Annotated in this window: 19 protein-coding genes; 17 read left to right on the forward strand and 2 right to left on the reverse strand. The window is 41.5% G+C overall.

What is annotated here, in order from left to right; all coding sequences use genetic code 11:
• Nucleotides 1-2: 2 nt before the first annotated feature.
• The 3 genes from J2Z69_RS03905 to lepB all read left to right on the forward strand — a co-directional run bounded on the left by J2Z69_RS03905 (nt 3) and on the right by lepB (nt 1136).
• Nucleotides 3-287, forward strand: a complete 285-nt coding sequence (locus tag J2Z69_RS03905; protein ID WP_209859306.1) for a hypothetical protein — start codon at nt 3-5, stop codon at nt 285-287.
• Nucleotides 287-490, forward strand: coding sequence for a hypothetical protein (locus J2Z69_RS03910; protein WP_209859308.1), 204 nt, complete (start codon nt 287-289; stop codon nt 488-490). Before J2Z69_RS03905 ends, J2Z69_RS03910 begins: the two co-directional genes overlap by 1 nt.
• A 91-nt stretch (nt 491-581) precedes the next feature.
• On the forward strand, nt 582-1136 hold the full coding sequence (gene lepB / locus J2Z69_RS03915) for a signal peptidase I (protein ID WP_209859315.1): 555 nt from the start codon (nt 582-584) through the stop codon (nt 1134-1136).
• Between the two features lie 97 nt (nt 1137-1233).
• Here the strand turns inward: lepB and lexA are convergent, their stop codons facing one another.
• Nucleotides 1234-1860, reverse strand: coding sequence for a transcriptional repressor LexA (lexA, locus tag J2Z69_RS03920; protein WP_209859316.1), 627 nt, complete (start codon nt 1858-1860; stop codon nt 1234-1236).
• A 184-nt stretch (nt 1861-2044) separates the two neighbouring features.
• Here lexA and J2Z69_RS03925 point away from each other — a divergent pair, with 184 nt between their 5' ends.
• The 5 genes from J2Z69_RS03925 to J2Z69_RS03945 all read left to right on the forward strand — a co-directional run bounded on the left by J2Z69_RS03925 (nt 2045) and on the right by J2Z69_RS03945 (nt 4574).
• Complete coding sequence (locus tag J2Z69_RS03925; RefSeq protein WP_209859317.1) at nt 2045-2443, forward strand: LysM peptidoglycan-binding domain-containing protein; 399 nt, start codon at nt 2045-2047, stop codon at nt 2441-2443.
• Between the two features lie 124 nt (nt 2444-2567).
• Complete coding sequence (locus J2Z69_RS03930; RefSeq protein ID WP_209859318.1) at nt 2568-2741, forward strand: DUF896 domain-containing protein; 174 nt, start codon at nt 2568-2570, stop codon at nt 2739-2741.
• A 96-nt stretch (nt 2742-2837) separates the two neighbouring features.
• The gene (locus J2Z69_RS03935) at nt 2838-3350 is read left to right on the forward strand and encodes a hypothetical protein (protein WP_209859319.1); all 513 of its coding nucleotides are present in this window, start codon (nt 2838-2840) and stop codon (nt 3348-3350) included.
• 25 nt (nt 3351-3375) lie between these two features.
• Nucleotides 3376-4182, forward strand: coding sequence for an HAD family hydrolase (locus J2Z69_RS03940; RefSeq protein ID WP_209859320.1), 807 nt, complete (start codon nt 3376-3378; stop codon nt 4180-4182).
• Nucleotides 4183-4187: 5 nt separating this feature from the next.
• The gene (locus J2Z69_RS03945) at nt 4188-4574 is read left to right on the forward strand and encodes a FixH family protein (protein ID WP_209860481.1); all 387 of its coding nucleotides are present in this window, start codon (nt 4188-4190) and stop codon (nt 4572-4574) included.
• Nucleotides 4575-4678: 104 nt separating this feature from the next.
• On the opposite strand, the gene J2Z69_RS03950 is transcribed toward J2Z69_RS03945, so the two are convergent.
• Nucleotides 4679-5221 (reverse strand): AraC family ligand binding domain-containing protein, encoded by a 543-nt coding sequence (locus J2Z69_RS03950; protein WP_209859327.1) that lies wholly within the window; start codon nt 5219-5221, stop codon nt 4679-4681.
• Nucleotides 5222-5411: 190 nt separating this feature from the next.
• Here J2Z69_RS03950 and metH point away from each other — a divergent pair, with 190 nt between their 5' ends.
• The 9 genes from metH to J2Z69_RS03995 all read left to right on the forward strand — a co-directional run bounded on the left by metH (nt 5412) and on the right by J2Z69_RS03995 (nt 16732).
• The gene (metH, locus tag J2Z69_RS03955) at nt 5412-8852 is read left to right on the forward strand and encodes a methionine synthase (protein WP_209859329.1); all 3441 of its coding nucleotides are present in this window, start codon (nt 5412-5414) and stop codon (nt 8850-8852) included.
• A gap of 141 nt (nt 8853-8993) precedes the next feature.
• Nucleotides 8994-9926 (forward strand): ribonuclease Z, encoded by a 933-nt coding sequence (rnz, locus tag J2Z69_RS03960; RefSeq protein WP_209859331.1) that lies wholly within the window; start codon nt 8994-8996, stop codon nt 9924-9926.
• Nucleotides 9927-10138: 212 nt separating this feature from the next.
• Nucleotides 10139-10945 carry a TIGR01457 family HAD-type hydrolase gene (locus J2Z69_RS03965; protein ID WP_209859333.1) on the forward strand — a complete coding sequence of 269 codons (807 nt, stop codon included), beginning with the start codon at nt 10139-10141 and terminating at the stop codon, nt 10943-10945.
• 15 nt (nt 10946-10960) lie between these two features.
• Nucleotides 10961-11776 (forward strand): Fpg/Nei family DNA glycosylase, encoded by an 816-nt coding sequence (locus J2Z69_RS03970; protein WP_209859335.1) that lies wholly within the window; start codon nt 10961-10963, stop codon nt 11774-11776.
• A complete protein-coding gene (locus tag J2Z69_RS03975; RefSeq protein WP_209859337.1) occupies nt 11766-12629 on the forward strand; it encodes a deoxyribonuclease IV in 864 nt (287 codons plus the stop codon). Before J2Z69_RS03970 ends, J2Z69_RS03975 begins: the two co-directional genes overlap by 11 nt.
• A 26-nt stretch (nt 12630-12655) precedes the next feature.
• On the forward strand, nt 12656-13018 hold the full coding sequence (locus J2Z69_RS03980) for a cyclic-phosphate processing receiver domain-containing protein (protein WP_209859338.1): 363 nt from the start codon (nt 12656-12658) through the stop codon (nt 13016-13018).
• A gap of 71 nt (nt 13019-13089) precedes the next feature.
• Nucleotides 13090-14121: a 23S rRNA (cytidine(2498)-2'-O)-methyltransferase RlmM gene (locus J2Z69_RS03985; RefSeq protein ID WP_209860483.1), complete on the forward strand. Its 1032-nt coding sequence runs from the start codon at nt 13090-13092 to the stop codon at nt 14119-14121.
• Nucleotides 14122-14303: 182 nt separating this feature from the next.
• Complete coding sequence (locus tag J2Z69_RS03990) at nt 14304-15812, forward strand: serine/threonine protein kinase (RefSeq protein WP_209859340.1); 1509 nt, start codon at nt 14304-14306, stop codon at nt 15810-15812.
• Entirely contained in the window at nt 15809-16732 is a 924-nt protein-coding gene (locus J2Z69_RS03995) for an SAF domain-containing protein (RefSeq protein ID WP_209859342.1), read from the forward strand. The genes J2Z69_RS03990 and J2Z69_RS03995 overlap by 4 nt, the downstream gene beginning before the upstream one ends.
• Nucleotides 16733-16752 lie beyond the last annotated feature (20 nt).

The following is a 16752-nucleotide window of genomic DNA, read 5'->3' on the forward strand; positions in this document are numbered from 1 at the left end:
ATATGGACCCATCCGAATTATCTACCCTTGAACGATTGCTTCCTTTAGCTGAAAAATATGGCTTGGCTGTAGTACTTACCTTTGTTTTGTCTGTTGTGTTAATTTCGCTTGTTCGTATGATTATTAAAGGGGATTTGGTCCCGCGTAGTCAGCTGAACAAGGCAGAAGAAGACCGGGATAGATTACAAGCCATATTGGACAAAGAAAGAGAAGAATTGTGGGGACCCGTACTAGATGTGTTCAAGAGCATCAAAAAGGCAGAGAACAATGACAGGAGGAATGAGTAATGTGGTTCACTAAGATTGGCAATCTACTCAAACATCATCGGGTCAAGGAAATGGCTCTTGAAGAAGCATCGGAGCGGGTAACCATCAGCATTAATCGATATCGAGCGATGTCTAAGGATATCCAAAGTGAGATAAAACGCAACCATTTTGCCAAACATTTAGTCTATCAAAAGCAAATTGAACATGAAGTTTCCGATGATTAACTAGTGCGCTCGTATCCTCTCACAAACATTTGATTCCAGTATTAGGAAAGAGGTATGATTAATATAATCGAAGCTAGGGAGGATGTATTGAATGAGGATAGCTAAAGAAATGCTAGGTTACGTATATGCAATTGGTATTGCCTTTGTTATTAGTTTGTTCGTAGGCATATTTTTATTTCAACCTTATAAGGTCGATGGAAAGTCGATGGATCCAACGCTTAAAGACAAACAGCGAATTTATGCCTCCAAGCTAGCTCATACGTTCTCACATATGCCGGCTTATGGAGATATTGTCATTTTGGACAGTCGTGTGGATCGCAAACGGTCCTTTATGGATAGTCTTAAGGAACATCCTATTATTCAGTGGATAGATGGCGAGGATAAAGAAGAGATTTATTTTGTGAAACGCGTGATAGGCAAACCGGGTGATACGATTGAAATTAAAAATCAACATGTGTATAGGAATGGAGTTCAGCTTAACGAAAGTTATATCAATGAAACGATGAACACTCAAGGGGGAGGCGAATGGAAGGTTCCGGCGGATCATGTATTTGTACTTGGTGATAATCGTAACTATAGCAGAGACAGTCGGGAAATTGGTTTTATCCCTCTAGATCATGTGTTAGGAATAGAACAGATTAAGTAGATCAGAGAAGCGGGGTTCATTTAAATAGAATATCGCGTAAAAAACAAGCCACCGGAAAATCCGGTGGCTTGTTCATGTATAAGCGTATAAGAGCAAATTAATGAATATCGCGGAAAAGTCCGATGACTCTACCCAAGATGGTCACATGAGTCAAGCGTAAAGGCTCCATAGTTGCATTCTCGGGTTGAAGGCGAATATGATCTCTTTCTTTGTAGAAGGTTTTTACGGTTGCTTCATCATCTTCAGTCATAGCTACAACAATATCACCATTCTCCGCAGTCTGTTGCTGGCGAACAATTACGAAATCTCCGTTATGTATCCCAGCTTCAACCATACTATTACCGCTGACAGATAACATAAAGATATCTCGATCGCCTACAAAATGATTAGGGAGTGGGAAATAATCTTCGATATTCTCCGTTGCTGTAATAGGTATACCCGCGGTAACCTTACCCACAACCGGGACACGTGAGACCGTGTGAGCAAATAGATTAAAACTCTCGGTGTCTTCTTGTCCTAGAAGTTCAATAGCACGAGGTTTAGTAGGGTCACGGCGTATAAAGCCTTTCTTTTCCAGCCTGTCCAAATGTCCATGTACGGTGGAGCTGGAAGCAAGCCCGACGGCTTCTCCAATCTCTCTAACAGAAGGCGGGTAACCTTTCAATCTAACTTCATTTCTTATAAATTCCAATATCGCTTGCTGCCTGCTGGAAACCTTCGACATCTAGTATCAACCCCATTTAGTAACGTTTGGAAAAAGTATAACATAGAACTACCGTTCGTACAAACGTAGGTTCTAAAAAAAATTTACCATATAGGAACAATTGTTCTAAAAAAGCATTGAAACAAACAAATGTTCGTGTTATATTGAAAACAATAAACAGAACAAACGTTTGGAGTGATATAGAATGTTAAAGTATAGCTCATATCAAAGTATTCATGCTACGGTACCTAATCCGAATAAGTTAAGTAATAACCAATTAAGCAATAACCAATTAAGCAATATGAATCTTAAGAAATATACAAATCTATTAGAAGCAAAAGGGATACGAAGATTAACCGTTATAATTTTTATGATTGTCATTACATGCACAGGAATGATTACAGCTTTTGCTTCTTCAGAATCCGGTCACACTCCTAATATGAATTATATTATTCAGTCCGGGGACACGCTTTGGAGCATTGCTTCAGCCAACAAACCAGACGGAGCAGATATTCGAAGTTACATTCATAGAATTATGAAGGAGAACTCGATGTCTATTAGTAACCTTAAGGCTGGTGAGGTCATTAGTCTACCTATAGATTAGATCTTAACTACCCTTTAAATAAGGAGTGAATATCCAAGAGCTTTGCAAGGGAAGCGTCTCCTTGACAAGCTCTTTTTCTCATGTCAAAGTAAGAGTTAATGCCTTAATTAGAGGAGGAACATCTATGGATATCGACACCCTGATTGCACGTATTAATGAACTAGCTCGTAAGCAAAAGGAAGTTGGACTCACAGAAGAGGAAACTTTGGAAAGAGGAAAATTACGTGAGGTCTATCTGCAAAATATACGTAACAACTTCAGACAGCAACTAGACACGATTGAAATTGTGGATGAATAATTTGGCCAAACTTATCCACTACTCACTTTCGAAGTAAGTCCTTAAAGATTTCAACAAATAAATTAACAGCAATTGCTGAAGGGAATGACCAAGTTCATGTCAAGATCTTTTGAGAAGCAGGTTGAACGGAATAAGCAGAAGCTTTTAATGAAGCAGAAAAAAATGGGAATTGCTCCTTCCAAAGTTGGCATTGGTGGCGAAGGGGAGACGTTCCAAGGTAGAAACTTTATATTGCCTATAGTTCTGATTCTTTTTGCTGCAGGTTATGCAATGTTAGGTACAGTTGGAGCTGGTCAGCAACTTAACTTTTTGTATTACCTTACGATTGGGCTCTATGTTCTGTTAGCGGTAGTAACGTTCATGAGAAAACCATACTTGCGAGTTACACGTAATGCACTATACACTTCTAAATTCAACCGGGATCGCATTATGACGGCTGACAACATTCAGAAGATTATTTTGACCGCAGATCAAGTGACTATTCTCCCAAAAGGGAAATCTCAGAAGTGGGTATTCTATCGTAGCCGCAATCGCTTCAATACAGCAGCAATGGGAGAAAGATTGGTTGAATTTGGTAAAGTTAATAACTTGATGGTGGAGAATCACTAGAACCTAAGGACAAAGGGGAAGCGACATGACAATTCAAGCGGTGTGTTTTGATTTGGATGATACTCTTTTATGGGATGAGCGGAGCATTGAAGAAGCCTTTCATTTTACGTGTCTAACAGCAGCAGAGAAAACAGGGATTCATGCCCTTGAACTAGAAGCCTCTGTTCGAGCAGAAGCACGCAAATTGTATGAATCTTATGAGACGTTTGCTTTTACCAAACTTATCGGAATCAATCCGTTTGAAGCGCTATGGGCGCATTTTAGTGCGGGTACTCAAGCAGAATTTAGAGCACTTGAGAAATTAGCACCAACCTATCGTCTAGATGCTTGGACACGTGGTCTACAAGCACTTGGCGTTAATGATAATCAACTCGCGGCTCAACTTGCAGAACAATTTGGTGCAGAACGTAGAAGCCGTCCTTATGTGTATGAAGAGACATTCCAGATTCTTAATGAGCTTAAAGGTCATGTGAAATTACTTTTACTGACTAATGGATGTCCCGCACTGCAACAAGAAAAATTGGATGGTGTGCCTGATCTCGTACCTTATTTCGATGAGGTTATCATTTCTGGAAGTTTTGGCAAGGGCAAACCGGATCGAACTATATTTGAGCATGCCTTACGTCTACTTGAGGTTCAACCCCAAAATGTCCTCATGGTTGGAGATAAGCTTACTACGGATATTAAGGGTTCCAATAGTGTGGGTATCCATTCGGTATGGATTAATCGCGACGGGAAGTCACGTACAAATGAAATCGTTCCTGAGTTTGAAATTAAGCACTTATCCGAACTTCACAGCATTCTACAGCAGGCTGGAGGTTTGAAGGTGTGATCAGCATGCAACGTGTCGCTGGGCTACTGACTATTAGTGCTTTACTGCTTAGCGGTTGTAATTCTTCAAGCAATGACATGAATCACGATATGATGTCTCCGCTAAATGTGAACTTAACGGTAACACCTGATGTTCCTACGGTGAATAACAAAATCAGGTTCGAAGCTAATGTAATGCAAGATGGTAAGGCAGTGGATCAAGCCAAAGAAGTAGCTTTCGAGATTTGGAAAGACGGCTCTGATCAACATAGTAAGACACCGGTTAAATCTGCTGGTGCAGGGATCTATGTTTTAGAGAAAACATTTAATGAACCGGGTACCTATCATGTTATCTCTCATGTCACGGCCAATAGCATGCACGCTATGCCTTCAGCTGATTTTCAAGTAAAATAGTCCAGACAATAATTCATATTTTTATGTCATATGGAATAGCAAAGAAAACAAAAAAAGCTGCTTCGCTCCTTTAGTAAGGACGAGGCAGCTTTTTGTATGGTCAGCTAAGCTTTTTGGAATGAAGCATCTTCATAAGGATGAGCAATCCAGCCATTTTCTTCGACAAACAATCGAATGGCAACGACCTTGCGTTCGTCTGTTAAGGTAAAGAAATGTACCGTATTCTCAGGAACGGAGATCAAATCTCCTGGCAAGAGGTTGACATCGAAATAACCGATATCATCTCCACCTTTAATTACAAATGTACCAGCTCCTGCAGCTATTACACGGATCTCATCTTCGGTATGCGTATGAATTTGCTCAAATTTTGCCAGTAGTTCTTCAATATTAGGGGTGGCTTCGGAGAGGGTAATTACATCCCAAGTTCTGTAACCACGGCGCTCTACAAGTTCCTTGATTTCAGTATCAAAGATTGCTAGAATCTCTGCTTTATGTTCATCCGTAAGAGCAAAATTTTCTTGCAAGTGAGCAGGCAATTTGGATGTATCCCAATGCTCATAAATGACTTCGAATTGATTCAGGAAATCGCGAACATTTTCTTCACCTGTAATTAATTCGTTCGTGTTTCTAATTCTTATTTCCGCCATGGGTTTACCCCGCTTTCAAATAGGATTATTTAGAATTATATAGGATTAAACAACGCATGTCGACTTCTTTTTTGACAAAAGAGGAGGGTAATAGGGTCACTGCCAATGAGGGTATTTGTTCCCTAATCCTTTTCTTACCCGAACGATTCTGCTAGACTATTAAATAGTGTTTTAGAGGGGGGATTAGACATTGAGTAAGCCTAGTATACAAAGTCGAATGTTAGAAAAAATACTGATTCTCGATGGTGCGATGGGCACTATGATCCAGCAGGAAGAACTTACGCCAATGGACTTTGGAGGCGAGGAATTAGACGGCTGTAATGAAATGCTAGTCCTTACGAGACCAGATGTTATCTCTCGAATTCATGAACAATATTTGGAAGCTGGAGCAGATTTAATAGAGACGAATACATTCGGAGCCGCCTCTGTGGTGCTTGCTGAATATGATATACAAGATAAAGCTAGAGAACTCAACTTAGTTGCCGCTAAATTGGCTGTTGATGCAGTGAATAAATATTCAACTCCGGAGCACCCTCGTTATGCTGTTGGAGCTGTGGGTCCTACTACCAAGACCCTCTCTGTAACGGGTGGTGTGACATTCGATGGGCTGATTGAGAGTTATAAAGAGCAGGTTGTTGCTTTAATTGAAGCAGGTGTAGATGCCATACTGCTAGAGACATCACAAGATACGCTGAATGTGAAAGCGGGAAGCATAGCCATTCGTCAAGCTTTTGCTTCCACGGGCATTACACTGCCGCTCATGATCTCTGGGACGATTGAGCCAATGGGCACGACACTAGCGGGGCAAAATATAGAGGCCTTCTGTATTTCGCTTGAGCATTTAAGTCCTATATCGATGGGCCTGAACTGTGCGACGGGCCCTGAATTTATGCGAGATCATATTCGTACATTGTCAGACATGGCGAGTACGGCCATAAGTTGTTATCCGAATGCGGGTCTTCCTGATGAGAATGGTCATTATCACGAGTCTCCTGAATCCTTAGCTACAAAACTTGGAGCTTTTGCTGAGAAGGGTTGGCTCAATATCGCAGGAGGATGTTGTGGAACTACACCTGAACATATCCGTGCTATGTCGGAGAAAATGAGTCAATATGCCCCTCGTAAGATAGAGGGCGTGACTCATCCGCCTGCATTATCAGGGATTGAACCCATATATATTGAACAGGACAATCGTCCTTATATGATTGGAGAGCGGACCAACGTTCTCGGTTCTCGAAAATTCAAACGCCTAATTGTAGAAGGTAAGTACGAAGAAGCTTCTGAAATCGCCCGCGCGCAGGTTAAAAGTGGAGCTCAAGTAATTGACGTCTGCGTTCAAGATCCAGACCGAGATGAAATTGAAGATATTCAGTTATTCCTAGAGCTAGTCGTCAAAAAAGTGAAGGTTCCTCTGATGATCGATACTACGGACCCAGTAGTCATAGACTTAGCTTTAAAATATTGCCAAGGGAAGTCGATTATTAACTCCATTAACCTTGAGGACGGGGAAGATAAATTCGAGCAAGTTACGCCTATTATTCATAAATATGGAGCAGCTATTGTCGTAGGCACCATTGATGAACGGGGTCAAGCGATCACAAAAGAGGACAAGCTAGAAGTTGCCATTCGCTCTCATGATCTTCTAGTGAATAAGTATGGTCTTCAAGCAGAAGATATTATTTTTGATCCATTGGTCTTTCCTGTAGGTACAGGCGACGAGCAGTACATTGGATCTGCAAAGGAAACGATTGAAGGCATACGATTGATTAAAGAAGCGTTGCCTGCTTGTCATACGGTACTTGGGATTAGTAATATTTCATTTGGTCTACCCGAAGCAGGTCGTGAGGTATTGAACTCTGTGTTCCTATATGAGTGTACCAAAGCAGGATTGGATTATGCCATTGTAAACACAGAAAAAGTGGAGCGATATGCTTCTATTTCTTTAGAGGAACGAACTTTAGCTGAGGAACTACTTTACAATACTAACGATGAGACCTTAGCAAAGTTCGTAGCGGCTTTTCGTCATAAAAAAATAGAGAAAAAAGAGAAAATTAGTAACCTTTCACTAGAAGAGCGTCTAGCATCCTATGTCGTCGAAGGGACGAAGGAAGGTCTGATACCTGACTTAGGCGAAGCGCTGAATCGCTATACGGCACTAGAAATTATAAATGGTCCTCTTATGGCAGGCATGGAAGAAGTCGGTAAGTTATTCAATAACAACGAATTAATCGTTGCTGAGGTCCTTCAAAGTGCCGAAGTGATGAAAGCATCGGTTGCCTATTTAGAGTCTTTTATGGAGAAAGATGAAACATCCGTCAAAGGTAGAATTATGTTAGCTACGGTTAAAGGTGATGTGCATGATATCGGTAAGAATTTAGTTGAGATCATTCTTTCTAACAACGGTTATCATATCGTGAACCTGGGAATAAAAGTACCACCGGAGCGAATTATAGAAGCATTCCGTGAGCAGAAGGCTGATGCGATAGGTCTCAGTGGACTTTTAGTAAAATCTGCGCAACAGATGGTCTCAACAGCGCAAGATTTACGCAATGCAGGTATTGATGTGCCTATTATGGTAGGCGGAGCGGCTCTCACTCGCAAATTCACCAAAACACGTATACGTCCAGAATATAATGGCCTAGTGGTATATGCCAAAGATGCGATGGATGGGCTAGATTTGGCGAATAAATTGATGGATGCAAGTTCCAGGGAAAAGATGCGGCTAGAGTTCGAAGCTGAGAAAGAGGCAGGAGAGCAAGAAGTGGTGAAGACGGTGTTACCTGAACTTAGCAGGGCGGTACGTTCTAACATTTCTAAGGATGCACCCGTGTTTATTCCTCCGGATACGAACCGCCATGTATTAAGAAATTATCCCGTTAGCCATATCATTCCTTATGTGAATATGCAAATGCTTCTTGGGCATCATCTAGGATTACGCGGTTCCGTTGATCAGCTTCTGGCACAAAATGATCCTAAGGCTACTCAGTTAAAAGAAACCGTGGATCAAGTTCTATATGAAGCCGTAACCGATGGAATTATCCATGCACATGCGATCTATCAATTTTTCCCGGCGCAGTCGGATGGCGATAACATTCTGATCTATGACCCTCAAGATCACAGTAAAGTGCTCAAAACCTTTAGTTTCCCTCGTCAGCGTGTTGAACCGTATCTCTGTCTCTCTGATTATTTAAAATCGGTAGAAAGTGGTATGATGGATTATGTTGCATTCATGATTGTTACCGCAGGCCATGGAGTAAGACAAATCTCTGAGGATTGGAAGAACAAAGGGGATTATCTACGATCTCATGCTGTACAATCGACAGCTCTTGAAGTGGCCGAAGGGCTAGCTGAACGCGTGCATCATATGATTAGAGATAGCTGGGGTTTTCCAGATCCAGCCGATATGACAATGAAAAAACGTCATGGTGCTCGTTATCAAGGTATTCGAGTATCTTTTGGTTATCCTGCTTGTCCTGATCTTGAACTTCAAGAGCCTCTATTCGATTTATTGCAGCCAGGAGATATTGGTGTTGAACTCACCGAAGGGTTCATGATGGAACCTGAGGCTTCTGTATCTGCGCTTGTATTCAGTCATCCTGAAGCTCAGTATTTTAATGTGGAGAAAGCATAAGGTCATATCTAACTTTAATCCGTATATCTACGTCTTTATATAGATGTTGACTACAAATCCCTCCGCTGTTTCGGAGGGATTTTGCTGAACATGTATTAAAATGGAAAATTCAAAAATAACATCAGGGAAGAAGGGGAAGAGATGGAACTCTATTTTTTGGGAACCAATGCCGGAATACCTTCCCTTCAGCGGAATGTAACTTCTGTAGCACTACGGATGCTGGAGGAACGCCGAGCAACATGGTTGTTTGATTGTGGAGAGGCAACGCAGCATCAAATTCTTCGTTCACCACTCAAGCTAAGTAAGCTGGAAAAGATATTTATTACTCATTTACACGGAGATCACCTTTTTGGTCTACCTGGATTGTTATCAAGCCGTGCTTCACAAGGTGGAGAATCTCCATTAACCCTTTACGGGCCTAAGGGACTGAAGCAATATATAGAGGTTTCTCTAGGTCTTAGTGAATCTCGCATTAACTATGAGCTCATCATTAAAGAACACCAGGGTGGTCTCTTGTTTGAGGATGATAAATTTCGAGTAGAATCTGCACTTTTAGAACACAGAATTGATAGTTATGGGTATCGGATCACTGAGCTAGACAAACCCGGCAAGTTAGACGATGAAGAACTTACGCGTAGAGGGGTTAGACCTGGCCCTGCTTATGGTAAGTTGAAAAATGGGGAGAGTATTGAGACACCTACAGGCATGATTCATCCTCATGAAGTATTAGGCGCTCCTAAGAAAGGAAGGGTTATCACAATTCTAGGTGATACCCGTCCATGCCGAGCTGCAATTGAGTTAGGGAAAGAAGCAGATATCCTTGTGCACGAGGCTACGTTTATGCATGAACTTGCCTCAACAGCTTATGATTATCATCACAGTACAGCCGTGCAAGCAGCGGAGATTGCGGCAGAAGCACATGCTCATAAGCTCGTACTGACGCACTTTAGTTCAAGATATAAAGACGAGGTGCAATTAGAGCCATTAATTCTAGAGGCACGTGCGATATTTCCAAATACAATATTGGCTAAAGAACACGAGATGGTCCCTATTGATCGGGAATGTGACCTTTAAATTCTAGAATTTATGAGCAATGGACAATGGAACAACATGAGATTTCGGGCAATGGGAAATGAATTATTTTCCGGGAAAGCGCAGGAAATGACAGGGCATATCAATTTTTTTGAGGTTGTCAAGAAAATTTCGACAGTTAGCTTATTTGCCCGCGTCCATGGTTTCTTTTACAATAAGATGAGCACAATGCGGTAATAAGGGAGAGAACAAGTGTGAGAGCAAAATGGAAAGCATTTCTGATTGATCTAGACGGGACGTTATACCATGGTTCACACCGGATACCGGGTGCTGATGAACTGATCCACTATCTACAATCCAAGAATATTCCGTATTTGTTCGTAACTAACAATTCTTCTCGGACTCCGCAGGGCGTTGCAGATCACTTGCAGGAGATGGGAATTCCAGCAGAGCCTGAGCATGTATGCACTTCCTCGCAAGCTGCTGCATTTTATATTGCTAGTCAACGTCCTAACTGTAGAGTAGCGGTAATTGGAGAAGAAGGATTGACGCATGCCCTAGAGCAGGCTGGGCTAAAGATTACTGAGGAGCGTCCTGAATATGTCGTCCAAGGGATTGATCGGCATTTTAATTATGACAAACTTACCCATGCCGTTCGCTGGATTATGGAAGGTGCGGGATATATACTTACGAACCCTGATTTGCTACTTCCCTCTGAAGATGGTCTGACTCCAGGCGCGGGGACCATTGCCGCATCGATTCAAGCTGCTGCAGGCATAAAGCCGATCGTTATTGGTAAGCCCTCAGAAATTCTGATGAATTTTGCGCTAGAGAAATTATCTCTGCCATCTGAGAATGTTGCTGTCATTGGTGACAATATACATACGGATATTCTTGCAGGAGCAAGAGCCGGGTGTGGAACCATACTTACACTAACCGGTATTACAACGCATGCGAATTTGGTTGTTCACAGCAGCGCAGCTGGGGTACAGCCAGATTATATATATAAGGATTTAGAAGCGTTACTGCAAGGTATACGCAACTCAGATATGGAACTATGAAAGGGAAGATGAATAATGCCAGAATTGCCGGAAATGGACAATTATCGTAGACTGTTATCCCATGAAATTTTGGATACACCCATTACAGATGTCGCTGTGCATCGGGAGAAGTCCATTAATGTAGCTTCTGAGGTTTTTATTCAAACTTTAGTAGGACATAAAATCATCTATATAGAACGTCGCGGTAAACATTTGTTATTCCATTTAGATAATGGTCGTAGACTTCTGCTACATTTGATGTTAGGCGGACTTATGTATTTAGGAAGCAAAGAAGATCATCCTGATCGCACCACTCAGATTGAAATTTCATTTGGTAGTAAGACTCTTTATTTTATCGGATTGCGTCTAGGGTATCTACATCTTCATACAGCTAAAGAGATCGACGAGGTACTCGCAGATTTAGGTCCAGATTTATTTGACCGTAAAATGAACGAACAAAAGTTCATTCAGCGTTTCGCGAAGCGCCGCGGGGCTCTAAAGAGCGCTTTGATTAATCAGCATGTCATCGCTGGAATTGGCAACTGTTATGCGGATGAAATCGTGTTTGAGGCCAAGATTCAACCTTCTTCCAAATTGCAAGATCTAACGGAAAAAGATTTAAGTGATCTCTATCATGCCTCACTTAAAATTATTCATCATGCAATTGACCACGGTGGTTACATTGAACTTCCGCTGACTCAAGACGATAAACTAACAGGTGGATTCAATGATTTGTGTCAGGTATATGATCGCGGGGGAGAGCCGTGCCTTCGCTGTGAGGGTACGATAGAACGAGCTGAGATTGGCGGGAGAAAAGTGTTTTTTTGTCCTAAATGTCAAGATGAAAAATAAGCTGAAGCTCGGGGGGCATCTTTCCATTCGAGGAGGCTATACTCAAGCAGCTAGAACGGCACACAGCATGGGAGCCACGGCCTATCAGTATTTCCCGAAAAATCCGCGGAGTCTGGGAGTCAAAGCATTTGATGCGAATGAGGCTCGTAGATGTAAAGATTATTGTCAGGAGAATCTTCTGGTCTCTATTGCGCATACGCCCTATCCATCTAACCTTGCTGTTGACCTAAGAGAACAACCGGACGCTTTTTATCAGACGATTCAATCATTAAAAAATGATTTGGATATAGCTGAGGCTTGCGGATCTCTGGGAATTGTTGTTCATTTTGGAAATTACAAGGGAAAAGATCTCTTGCAGGGATATAAAAATATAATACAATGTATAAATGAAGTGCTTAAAGGTTGGCAAGGTTCCACAAAATTATTGTTAGAAAATCAAGCGGGTGATCATGGTGAGATGGGAATGACACTGGAAGAAATGGTGCAGATTCGTAATCTCTGTGAACAGCCAGAACATGTTGGATTTTGTCTAGATACATGCCATGCTTTTGCAGCAGGAGTGTGGAGAGGGGCAGAAGATGAGACTTTTTTGGCAAAAGGTCGTAATATAGGATATTGGGATCATTTAATTGCAGTGCATTTAAATGACTCGAAGTATCCGATGGGTGATCGCAAAGATAGGCATGCTCGTGTAGGAGCTGGCTTTATTAAGGAAGAAGGTTTTCTTAAGCTTCTACAAGCGAAAGAATTGCAAAATAAAGCATTCATATTAGAGACAGAGACCGGCGATGACGGAACCTACATACAGGATATGGAGAAGATTAGCCAATGGTATCACGCCAGCGCTGATTAAGGGATTTGGGGAAAGGAAGAGCAAATGTGATTCATTTATATATGGATGACCTTAGACGCTGTCCCGATGGATTTACGTTGACTCGTAGTGGAGAAGAATGTCTGGACATTTTGAGAGCAACATCCGTGGATATTTTGTCATTAGACTTCGATATGGGACCTGACCAGATGACAGGCGGAGAAGTGGCCTCCATTATGGCGCAAGAAGGTTTGTTTGCGAAGGAGATATTTTTGCATAGTTCGAGTTTGCAGGGAAAAACAAAAATGTATGAAATTTTATTTCAAGTCAAACCCGATGAAGTGGAACTCTATATTGATCCTGTTCCGTTTGATCGTTTAGATGAGATAGCTTTACTTCATGCGAAAAGTAAACTTGAGAACACACGTTAATTAGAGCAAGGCTGTATTAAAAATGGGGGTTATGGGGTTTGAATAGTCATCTTGAGAACGATAAGACAACAATGGGAACGACATCGAGGTTCATCTGTACCGCAAATCATGGATTTGCACCATACGCACAAGAAGAATTAAGAAGGAAATTTGGTGCACTGAAAAGCACTGTGCTGGTTCCAGGTGAGGTTTTTTTGGCTACACTTGACTTCTCATCTGAGGAAGTTACTGAACGTCTTACACAGGAACTACCTATGTTTTTGCGGCATATTTTCCCTGTTCAAGTGCAAGTAGGAATTACAGATAAAGATCTAGGTCAGGCGATGGATCAGTTAGGTTCCTGTCTAAAGAGAATAGATGAGCTACAAGGCAAAATCATCTCTGTGCAAGCACGTAAAGCTAGTCAAGAAGCTTGGCCAGGTACATCTTCGGAATTCAAAGAAGCCATTCAGTTCGTGCTTCAAGATATCGTGCAGCAATTTGCAGTAAAAGAAGCGGAGTGGGTCGTATCTGTATTCATTACGAATGATTCCATTTTCGCAGGTATTTCTAAGGCGGATCATAATATCTCCGATTGGAATGGCGGTGCTGTTAGGTTCCAAAAGGAAGAAGGACAAATCTCTCGGGCTAAATTCAAATTGTTGGAAGCAGAACGAGTGTTTGATATCGACTTTAGAAGTTTTCGCAACGCTTTAGATATTGGGGCAGCGCCAGGCGGATGGACTTCATTTTTATTAGAGCGTGGTTTACAAGTGACGGCGGTAGATCCTGCTAAGATGCATCCTTCCTTACTAGATTCTCCGCAGCTTACGTATGTACAAAAAAATGCGGATAGTGTGAAATTTCGTGATCATGAATTTGACTTGCTGGTATGTGATATGAGTTGGAGTCCAAAGTTAACAGCAAAATTGGTTACGGAATTACTTTACAGCCTTGTTCCTGGAGGAACGGCAATTGTCACGGTCAAACTGCTAAGTAAGAAGCCACTTGCTCTAATTCGAGATGTGATGGATACATTTGATCAAGCCCATATGCAGATTCAAAGGTCAAAGCAGCTATTCCATAATCGTGATGAGATTACGCTATATATGATAAAATATTAAGCATGTAAAAAGAAGACAAAAAAATTCTTTACAGAACATGCCTTGTTGTTTTATACTGATTCCAATATATTACAAGATTACTTAGGGAAAGTATCCCGAGTTTCTGAATAGGTCCTTAAAGGACGATTTAGAACTTGGGGGACTTTCTCTTTTTTGTATGCCTAGAAAGGAGGGCTATGCGGTTGCAGTTTTCTAGCAGGCTAAGTACCGGGGATGTAATTGGAGGTAGATATAAGATTGAGAAGAAGCTGGGAAGTGGCGGAACCAGCTATGTCTATTTGGCTGAGGATCTGAAATTACCTGGAAAGCGATGGGCCATAAAGGAGACACTTACAGCACCTGATTATTTCGGGAATCTTGAAGAAGAAGCTAGATTGTTAATTCAATTGCATCATGCCAGATTACCGCATGTTATCGATTTTTTTCCACCAGATTCCGCTGGGTACACCTACTTAATTATGGACTACATCCAAGGTGTCACGCTTGATGTATTTTTAGAGCATCAACAAGGCCGCATGTCATTAGTACAGATTTGTAATATAGCTGGACAAATTTGTGAGGGTCTTATGTATCTTCATCAACATGACCCACCTATTGTATACCGAGATCTGAAACCTTCTAATCTCATGATTGATGCAGGTGGCGAAGTAAGATTTATAGATTTTGGAATTGCGAGACATTACAAACATGATCAGACCGAAGACACGGTGAAGCTTGGAACTATTGGCTTTGCTTCTCCTGAACAATATGGGGGAAGACAGACAGATACACGCTCTGATCTATATTCTTTAGGCGCATTATTGCTGTACTTAGTAACAGGAGGCGAGCAGACAGAATGGACGAATATCTCTGACAAGTTACTTGCTTCGCAAGTTCCCGCGTCCCTTTATCGTGTGGTGAAGACCTTACTCCATCAGCGACCCGAAGAACGATATTCAAGCGCTGCGGAGGTGAAGATAGCAATAGAAACCCATAATCGCACTCTAACTTCTTCTCAATCAGAGTACCGGGCCATTCAACCGGGGGGGAGAACCAAAGTGATTGGCGTGATGGGGACAAGTCCAGGTGTAGGGGTAACACACACGTGCATCCTCCTAGCTCATACCTTAAAACAACATTTCAACAACATAATGATTATGGAATGTGGAGGGAAATCTACTGCATTTGCTGCACTTCAGCAGCGAGCGCATTCAGATTATAGAAACGATGGAGGTGAATTGAGTCATGTATTTCGAATGAATCAGATCGTGTATCATCGTGCTGCATCACGAGGCCAAATTTTAAATGTTGTAGCCACTGAAGGAGGCGTTGTGATTCTGGATCTTGGTAATAGGCGCACAAAGGATATTTTTGAGGAACTAATGCGCGCGGATCTGGCTATCGTTGTAGGATCTGGTGCCAAGTGGAGAGTACATGAGCTGTATGATTTTCATAAGTCTTCAAGTACTTACCCAAGAAATAAATGGCTTTATGCGATACCGGGAATGCCTTTACATGCAATTAGTTATTTGCGGCGCACTATGAAGACTTCGAGAGTAGTTCCCATACCTTTTGAAATCGATCCTTTTGAACCTGCGCAAGACGTTATGAAAGAAATAGAGGCCATCTGTAGGCCTATCATTTCCGGAGAATCTCCTAAAAGATGGGGCAGTATGATCAGACAATTCAAAAGATGGGGAGGAATACTATGAAAATGTTAAAAATGAGGCAGCGAACTAAGCATTTGATCTTTGCGGGTATAGTTGGAGCAAGTTCTGTAACCGTCTTTTTCATAGTCTATATGGTCTTAGAACATATCCAAGTGCAAGATGCTCAACAAGCTACTAAGAGTCAGTATGAAGCTAGATTTCTTGCTTTTGAAAAAGAGAAGGATCGCTCAACTGTTATTGGATGGGTACCCAACAAACTTATTAAAGCAGGAGATACGTTTAAGGAAGTTGATTTGAAGCAGGCCGAGTTTACAGCAGGAGAACTTCCATCCAATTGGGTTCAGCTTAAAGAGAATATCCTTGGGCATACGGCAAAAGTTTCCTTAGAACCTTTCACCCTCATTACAGAGTCACTGATTTATAAAGAAAAGCCAACGACAGATGATCTTCGCAATAAGGAGATAAGTTTTGTGAGATTACCAGCTTCTCTCCGTGCTAAAGACGTGATCGATATTCGGATACAATTTCCGACGGGCCAGGATTACATACTGCTATCTAAGAAAAAAGTAGGTCAGTTAAGCTCAACTTCGATGAGCTTAACATTAACCGAACATGAGATTTTGACACTCTCTAGTGCAGTGGTTGATGCTTATTTCCATAAAGCTTCCATTTATGCATTAACTTATGTCGAACCTGAGCTTCAAGATTCAGCTATTCCCACGTATCCAGCCAATCAACAAGTACTTCAGTTAATTGCTAAAGATCACAATATGATCTCCAGAGCGGAACAAGAATTAACTTCATCTTCAAGAGTGTTACTTGAAAAAGATTTAGGTAATCTCTCACCGCAAACGATTTCTAATTTCGAAGATAAACAAGTCAAGGTTCCTGAGCAGCCAGTCTTAATACCGAAAGCGTTAGCTGCACCTGAAGGCACAGTAGAAATTAAATCCTCACCTTAAAGTAGAAAAGGAATGAGTAT

It is taken from the genome of Paenibacillus shirakamiensis (genome assembly GCF_017874255.1).
In the GTDB taxonomy this organism is placed as follows: Bacteria; Bacillota; Bacilli; order Paenibacillales; family Paenibacillaceae; genus Fontibacillus; species Fontibacillus shirakamiensis.